This window comes from Marinimicrobium sp. UBA4209 (assembly GCF_002381585.1).
In the GTDB taxonomy this organism is placed as follows: domain Bacteria; phylum Pseudomonadota; class Gammaproteobacteria; order Pseudomonadales; family Cellvibrionaceae; genus Marinimicrobium; species Marinimicrobium koreense.
Window position 1 is genome coordinate 5606 of sequence record NZ_DFTP01000062.1, and the last position, 1650, is coordinate 7255.

Annotated in this window: 3 protein-coding genes; 2 read left to right on the forward strand and 1 reads right to left on the reverse strand. The window is 59.5% G+C overall.

Annotated elements, in window-relative coordinates; genetic code table 11:
• Together B3187_RS08955 and B3187_RS08960 are read left to right on the forward strand one after the other, a co-directional pair.
• On the forward strand, positions 1-485 hold a 485-nt coding region (locus B3187_RS08955; RefSeq protein WP_286805868.1), incomplete at its 5' end, for a flagellar hook-length control protein FliK.
• Positions 482-799 (forward strand): EscU/YscU/HrcU family type III secretion system export apparatus switch protein, encoded by a 318-nt coding sequence (locus B3187_RS08960; protein ID WP_286805869.1) that lies wholly within the window; start codon positions 482-484, stop codon positions 797-799. The genes B3187_RS08955 and B3187_RS08960, both read left to right, overlap by 4 nt.
• 20 nt (positions 800-819) lie before the next feature.
• Here B3187_RS08960 and B3187_RS08965 read toward each other — a convergent pair whose 3' ends face one another.
• Positions 820-1548, reverse strand: coding sequence for a hypothetical protein (locus B3187_RS08965; protein ID WP_286805871.1), 729 nt, complete (start codon positions 1546-1548; stop codon positions 820-822).
• Positions 1549-1650: the final 102 nt, after the last annotated feature.

Sequence of the window (1650 nt, forward strand, 5' to 3'; positions counted from 1 at the left end):
TACAGATGGTTCATCAACTGACGCTGCACAGCCTGGCCCGGATTCAGGTTCAGCAGAGCCAGGCCCTGACCCAACAGTTTGCCCCGGCGGACGCCGGCCCTGCGCCCCAGACTCTGACCCTGGAAGTGCCCATGCGCCTGGGACAGGAGATCCAACCGCTACTGCTTCGAATCGAGCCGGAGCCGGAAAAAAACGAGACGGGAAAACGCAGCGGAAAAATCCGTCAGTGGCAGGTGCAACTCAGTTTTGAGTTGCCGGATGCCGGCACCCTGCACGCTCAGGTGACGGTACGGGATCAGAAAGTGGCGACACGGCTGTGGGCGGAACAGGAGCAGACCGCCAACACCATACGCGCGCGCCTGAACGACCTGCAGCAGCGGCTGGAAAAAGAAGGCATCGAAGTGACCCAGTTGGAATGCCACACAGGCGCCCCACCCCGGCCCATGACGGACATTCGCTATTCACTGGTGGACATCACAACATGAACAGGCGCACCGACGGGGACAACGGGTTCACCCCGGACGAGATTGAAAAGGCGGTGGCTCTGTTTTATGACGGCACCCACGCGCCCCACGTCAGCGCCAAGGGCCAGGGCGATGTGGCGCGGGAGATCATGGCCATTGCCGAAGCTGAGGGGGTACCGCTGTGCGATAACCGAGAATTGGTGAATCTTCTCGTGACCCTGGAGCTGGGCGACGAAATTCCCGAGAGCCTCTACCGGGCCGTGGCTCACATCATTGCCTTCGCCTACGAGCTACAGGGCAAACAACCCGAAGGGTTTACGCCAGGGCCATCGTGACCCTGGATGTTATCGGCACCTCAGGGGTACCGATAGTGAATCTCTACATCCCGTCCCTCTCCATCGGCGTCCGGAATATTGGAACGACCGCGAAAGACCATCAGGCGTGTGTCCTCAGGGTCATATGCCAGGTACAGATTATCCGCGAACAGTGACAGCACAGCGCTGTTCACCCGGATACGGAAATACACCCAGTCCTCTTCATGCTTTTGGATGGGCGAGCCGTCGGCGTCAATGCGCTCGGCGCGCAGCCGGACGTTGGTCAGTCGGTTGGGAAAGGCGAAGTGGAAGGTCACCCGCTCCCCGTCCATCAGACGATCCCAATGACTCTGAATGAACGGATCGAAACCGGCGTCGATCACCTGCCGGCTTTTGACCTCCACCGATTCACTTTCCGGTTCTTCCCGGGAACCTCGCGTCAAGCGGATCTGTTCCTCATCATCACTCCAGCGCGCACTCCAGTGCAGATCCTGGCGCAGATCCCGAAGCTCAAATGACGGGCTGGTTTCACCGTGGGAGTAATCGAGGGTTTTCTCGGCAATGCGTTCTCCGTCCGGGTCCACGTAATGCACTTCGCCTTTGCCGCTGTCATCTACCGGCGTATACCGCTCTTCGTACAGCAACTGCTCTATCTTGTCGGCATGATAGGCCGCGCCAATGATCTCGTACTCGCTCTTTTCGGCCAGTGCCTGAGCCGCCGGCAGCAGAAGCAGGCCTGCCGCCACACCTGATATCAGACTTTTCCACATAACCGTTCTCCTCGTAACACCAGCCACCGATGCAGTGGCAACAACCAGACCCAGATGGCCATCATGATCAGGAAACCCTGAGTGACCGGCAGGCCCCACTCC

What these genes read in the sequence shown, in the direction of transcription:
- B3187_RS08960 (WP_286805869.1), top strand. Translation starts at nt 482, where the DNA reads ATGAACAGGCGCACCGACGGGGACAACGGGTTCACCCCGGACGAGATT.
- B3187_RS08965 (WP_286805871.1), bottom strand. Translation starts at nt 1,548, where the DNA reads ATGTGGAAAAGTCTGATATCAGGTGTGGCGGCAGGCCTGCTTCTGCTG.